Origin of the sequence: Actinotalea sp. JY-7885 (assembly GCF_014525465.1) — a bacterium.
Lineage (GTDB): Bacteria > Actinomycetota > Actinomycetes > Actinomycetales > Cellulomonadaceae > Actinotalea.
This window is the reverse complement of sequence record NZ_JACEXH010000208.1, coordinates 1-5,137: the sequence shown is the minus strand read 5'-3', so window position 1 is coordinate 5,137 and position 5,137 is coordinate 1. Positions and strand designations below refer to the sequence as shown.

Genomic DNA, 5,137 nt, shown 5'->3' with positions numbered 1-5,137 from the left:
CCCGCACGGCCGACACGGTGCTGCGCACGCTGCGGTCGCGGGCCGCGGCGGCCGTCGAGGCCGCCCCCGTCCTGGCCGACCGCGCCGCGGCGCTGGACGCGGTGCTGGCCGAGGTCGGCTCCCTGGACCTGCCGGCGCTGCAGCGCGTCCACGGCGACTACCACCTGGGTCAGGTGCTGCGGGCGCCCGGGCGCGGCTGGGTCGTGCTGGACTTCGAGGGCGAGCCGCAGGCGCCCGCGCACGAGCGCACCCGCCCCGACCTGGCGGTGCGCGACCTCGCGGGCATGCTGCGCTCCCTGGACTACGCGGCCGCCGTCGGCGGGGGGACGGCCGCGTGGGCGGAGCGCGCCCGCGCGGCGCTGGTCCGGGGCTACGTCGAGGAGGCCGGCGCGGGCGACGTCGCGCAGGCGCTCCTGCGGGCGCTCGAGCTCGACAAGGCCCTCTACGAGGTCGTCTACGAGTCCCGCAACCGACCGGACTGGGTCGCCATCCCGCTGGCGGGCGTCGATCGCCTCCTCGACCGCGTCTGACACCCGGCCCGGGCCTTCGTGCGGGGGGCCACCCACCATGGCAGGGTGAGTCCATGAGTTTGCCGCCCACCCCGATGCCCCGCTCCACCCCCCGCGACGTCGTCACCGCCGAGCTCGACGCGATCGTCAGCGGGACGCACCAGGACCCCCACCGCGTGCTCGGCGCCCACCTCGACGCCGGCACCGTCACCGTGCGGACGCTGCGCCCGCTGGCCGACGCCGTGGTCGTGGTCACGCCCGACGGCGAGCACGCCGCGCAGCACGAGCACGGCGGCGTCTGGGTCGTGGCGTTCCCGGGCACGCAGGTCCCGGACTACCGCCTGCGCGTGACCTACGGCGACGTGACGACCGTGGTGGACGACCCCTACCGCTTCCTGCCGACGCTCGGCGAGGTGGACCTGCACCTCATCTCCGAGGGTCGCCACGAGGAGCTCTGGACGGTCCTCGGCGCGAACGTGCGCAGCTACCCGAGCGTCCTCGGCGAGGTCCGCGGCACCGCGTTCGCGGTGTGGGCCCCGAACGCGCAGGCCGTCCGGGTGATCGGCGACTTCAACCACTGGCAGGGCGCGGCGCACGCGATGCGGGTCCTGGGCAGCACCGGGGTCTGGGAGCTCTTCGTGCCCGGCATCGGCCCCGGCCAGCGCTACAAGTTCGAGATCCTGGCGCGCGACGGCTCGTGGCGCCAGAAGGCCGACCCCATGGCCAAGGGCACGGAGGTCCCGCCCGCGACCGCGTCGGTCGTCGTGGAGAGCACCTACAACTGGGACGACGCGGCCTGGCTCGAGCGCCGCGCCGCGAGCGACCCCCACCACGGCCCCATGAGCATCTACGAGGTGCACCTGGGATCGTGGCGCCCGGGCCTGGGCTACCGCGAGCTCGCCGACCAGCTCACCGAGTACGTCGCGGCGACCGGGTTCACCCACGTCGAGCTGCTCCCCGTGGCCGAGCACCCCTTCGGCGGCTCGTGGGGCTACCAGGTCAGCTCGTACTACGCGCCGACGTCGCGCTTCGGGCACCCGGACGACTTCCGCTACCTCGTCGACCGGCTCCACGGGGCCGGCATCGGCGTGCTGCTGGACTGGGTCCCCGCCCACTTCCCCAAGGACGAGTGGGCGCTGGGCCGCTTCGACGGCAGCCCGCTCTACGAGCACCCGGACCCGCTGCTGGGCGAGCAGCCCGACTGGGGCACCTACGTCTTCAACTTCGGGCGCAACGAGGTCCGCAACTTCCTCGTCGCCAACGCGACCTACTGGCTCGAGGAGTTCCACATCGACGGGCTGCGCGTGGACGCCGTCGCGTCGATGCTCTACCTGGACTACTCGCGCAGCCACGGCCAGTGGCGGCCCAACGTGCACGGCGGGCGCGAGAACCTCGAGGCGATCCGCTTCCTGCAGGAGACCAACGCGACCGCGTACCGCCGCACCCCCGGGATCATGATGATCGCCGAGGAGTCGACGGCGTGGCCGGGCGTCACGGCACCGACCGACGGCGGGGGCCTCGGCTTCGGGCTGAAGTGGAACATGGGCTGGATGAACGACACCCTGCGCTACCTCGCGGAGGAGCCGATCAACCGCCGGTACCACCACCACGAGGTCACGTTCTCGCTCGTCTACGCGTTCTCGGAGCACTTCGTGCTCCCGATCAGCCACGACGAGGTCGTGCACGGCAAGGGCTCGCTGCTGCGCAAGATGCCGGGCGACCTGTGGCAGCAGGCGGCCGGCGTCCGGTCGCTGCTCGCCTACCAGTGGTCGCACCCGGGCAAGCAGCTGCTGTTCATGGGCAGCGAGTTCGGCCAGTCGTCGGAGTGGGCCGAGGGCCGCGGGCTCGACTGGCACCTGCTCGAGTACCCCGAGCACGCCGGCATCGCGCGGCTGGTCACCGACCTCAACCGCTTCTACCGCGAGGAGCCCGCGCTCTGGGTCCTGGACAAGGACCCGGCGGGCTTCGAGTGGATCGACGCCAACGACGCCGACCACAACGTGCTCTCCTACATCCGGCGCGACGGTTCCGGCCGCTGCGTCGTCGTCGTCGTGAACTTCGCCGGCGTGCCGCACGAGGGCTACCGGGTGGGTCTGCCCTTCGGGGGCACGTGGGTCGAGGCGCTCAACACCGACGCCGACCTCTACGGCGGCTCGGGCGTCGGCAACCTCGGGCGCGTGCAGGCCCTGGACCACCCGCTCCACGCGCAGCCGGCGTCCGTGACGCTGCGGGTGCCGCCGCTCGGTGCCCTGTTCCTCGTGCCGGAGGGCCAGGAGCCGGCCGTCTGACGCGCCGGGGTGGGGCGGCCGCCGGCCGCCCCACCCCGGGCCGTGCTCAGGTCAGGGTGCTCAGTACAGCGCGCTCGCCAGCGCCCGCCGGGCGGCGAGCACGCGGGGGTCCGTGTCCCCCACGACGCCGAACAGCTCGATGAGCCGCACGCGCGCGGCCTCGCGGTCCTCGCCCGCGGTCGTGCGCACGACGTCGACGAGGCGCGCGAACGCGTCCTCGACCTGCCCGCCGAGCACGTCGAGGTCCGCGACGCGCAGCTGCGCCGCCACGTCGCGGGGGTCCGCCGCCGCGGCGGAGCGTGCCTGCGCCGGGTCGACGTCGGCCGTGCGCCGCAGGAGCTCGACCTGCGCGAGGCCCGCGCGCGCCTCGTCGTCGCGCGGGTCCTCCTGCAGCGCCTGGGTGTACGCGGCGACGGCGCCGTCGAGGTCGTCGCGCTCGATGGCCTCGTACGCCGCCTGGTGCAGGGGCGGCAGCGGCGGCTCGGCCAACTCCTGCGGCTCCTGGGGCTCGTCGCCGCCCGGCAGCGTGCCGGTGACCCCGTTGGCGGCCGCGGCCTGGAGCACCTGGTCCAGCACGGCCCGGATGTCCTGCGGCGCGGCCGCGCCCTGGAACAGGGGCACGGGCTGTCCCCGCAGCACCGCGACGACGGCGGGCACGCCCTGCGCCCCGAACGCCTGCACGATCTGCGGCGTCGCCTCCGCGTCGACCCGCGCCAGCAGGAACCGGCCGGCGTACTCGTCGGCGAGCGCGACGAGGTCCGCGGCGACCGTCGTGCTGGCCTCGCTCCACGACGCCCAGAGCACGAACACGACGGGGACCTCGGCGGAGCTCTGCACCACCTGGGCGAAGGTCGCCTCGTCCGCGACGTCGAGCACGAAGCGCGACCCGCCGGAGCCCGCCGCGGGTCCGCCCGGAGCCGGTGCGGGCGGGCGGCCGAGGCCGGACAGGTCGACGGCGCCGCGGACGTCCAGGGGCGGGCGGGGGCCGGTGGGCTGCGACATGGGCTTGCTCCTGTGTGGTCGGGCGCGGGGCCGGTGGTGGGTCTCGGTGGTCGATCGGTGCTCGATCGGTGGTCGCGGGTGGTACGCCTACTCGCCGGTCACCTGGATCCGGGAGTGCTCGCCGCCCAGGACCGTGATCGGCTCGCTCGAGCCGGCCGGGGGCACGGCGAAGGCCACGACGCTCAGCCAGCTGATGGCCAGGTTGTTCGCCACGGTCGGCTTGCCGAGCAGCGCCGCCGTCTGGTCACCGATCGTCAGGGTGCTGTCGGCGAGCGTGATCGTCGTGACCGTCCGGAACCCGCCGACGACGATCGCGCCGCCGTCGGCCGTCTCGATCGAGTAGGGCCCGGAGTCCAGCGGCGCGTACGTCTCGGTGAGCGTGCCGTTGGCGCCGACGACGCCCGCGAAGGCGTCACGCGTGGCGATGATCCCCGCGCGCAGCGGGTCCGGGGTGAACTCCGCGGCGTACGGCGACGCGTCGCCGTTGGTCAGGAGGTCCACGTAGCGGGCGACGACGTCGGCCGGCGGGACGGCGACCGTGTCCGCGTCGTTCGCCACCGGCGCGCTGCCCACCTCCGGACGCGCGGTCGCGGGCATCTCGACGCCCGGGAAGAGCCGGACCCACGCCCAGAGCCGGTAGGGCGTGCGAGGCGTCTCCTGCACGAGCGTGAGCAGCAGCGGGGCCTGGAGGTCCGCAGGGGCCTCCGTCACGGCCATCACGGTCCGGGGCCAGGTGTCGGTGGTCGGCGCCACGATCGTCTGCGCGACGGCCGGGATGGGCGTCAGCGCCGAGGGGTCACCCGCCCGCGCGAGGGCGTACTCGACGCCGCGGATCTCTCGCGCCGGCCCGAACAGCCGGGCGTCGAGCAGCGACGCCTCGGTCGCGGCATCAGCCTCGGCGAGGACCGCGGCGACCTCGTCCATGACGTCCTCGACCTGCTCCTGCGAGACCGCCGGCGGGAGCACCGCGGGGACCGCGTCCGGCTGCGGCTCCGGCAGGGGCGTCGCGCACCCGGCCAGCAGCAGGGCACCCGTCACGAGCGCGGCGCCTCGGGTCCGTCGGCTCATCGCTGGGGCTCCTCGGGTCGCGACCGGCCGGGGGCCGGTGTCGTGGGTGTCGTCGGCGCCGGGGACGGGCGCGGCGGCTCCGACGCGGCGGCTCCGCGGTCTGCGGTGCCACGGTCTGCGGTGCCACGGTCTGCGGTGCCGCCGTCTGCGGTCCCACGGTCGGTGGCGTCCGTCGCGGTGTCCGCCCCTGTGCCCGAGAACCCCCACGCGCGCCGCCACGCGTCGCCCGACGGCCCCGTCGGGGCCACGCGCTGCGGCGACGCCGCGTCG

Annotated in this window: 3 protein-coding genes and 1 pseudogene; 2 read left to right on the top strand and 2 right to left on the bottom strand. The window is 75.2% G+C overall.

The window, feature by feature from the left end; genetic code table 11:
- Together IDM29_RS14785 and glgB are read left to right on the top strand one after the other, a co-directional pair.
- A pseudogene (locus IDM29_RS14785) lies at positions 1 to 530 on the top strand (phosphotransferase); the annotation flags it as partial.
- A 53-nt stretch (positions 531 to 583) separates the two neighbouring features.
- A complete protein-coding gene (gene glgB / locus IDM29_RS14780; RefSeq protein ID WP_188037708.1) occupies positions 584 to 2,797 on the top strand; it encodes a 1,4-alpha-glucan branching protein GlgB in 2,214 nt (737 codons plus the stop codon).
- A gap of 60 nt (positions 2,798 to 2,857) precedes the next feature.
- On the opposite strand, the gene IDM29_RS14775 is transcribed toward glgB, so the two are convergent.
- Both IDM29_RS14775 and IDM29_RS14770 read right to left on the bottom strand, forming a co-directional pair.
- Positions 2,858 to 3,799 (bottom strand): tetratricopeptide repeat protein, encoded by a 942-nt coding sequence (locus IDM29_RS14775; RefSeq protein ID WP_188037707.1) that lies wholly within the window; start codon positions 3,797 to 3,799, stop codon positions 2,858 to 2,860.
- 87 nt (positions 3,800 to 3,886) lie between these two features.
- A complete protein-coding gene (locus IDM29_RS14770) occupies positions 3,887 to 4,867 on the bottom strand; it encodes a hypothetical protein (RefSeq protein ID WP_182111636.1) in 981 nt (326 codons plus the stop codon).
- Between the last annotated feature and the right edge of the window lie 270 nt (positions 4,868 to 5,137).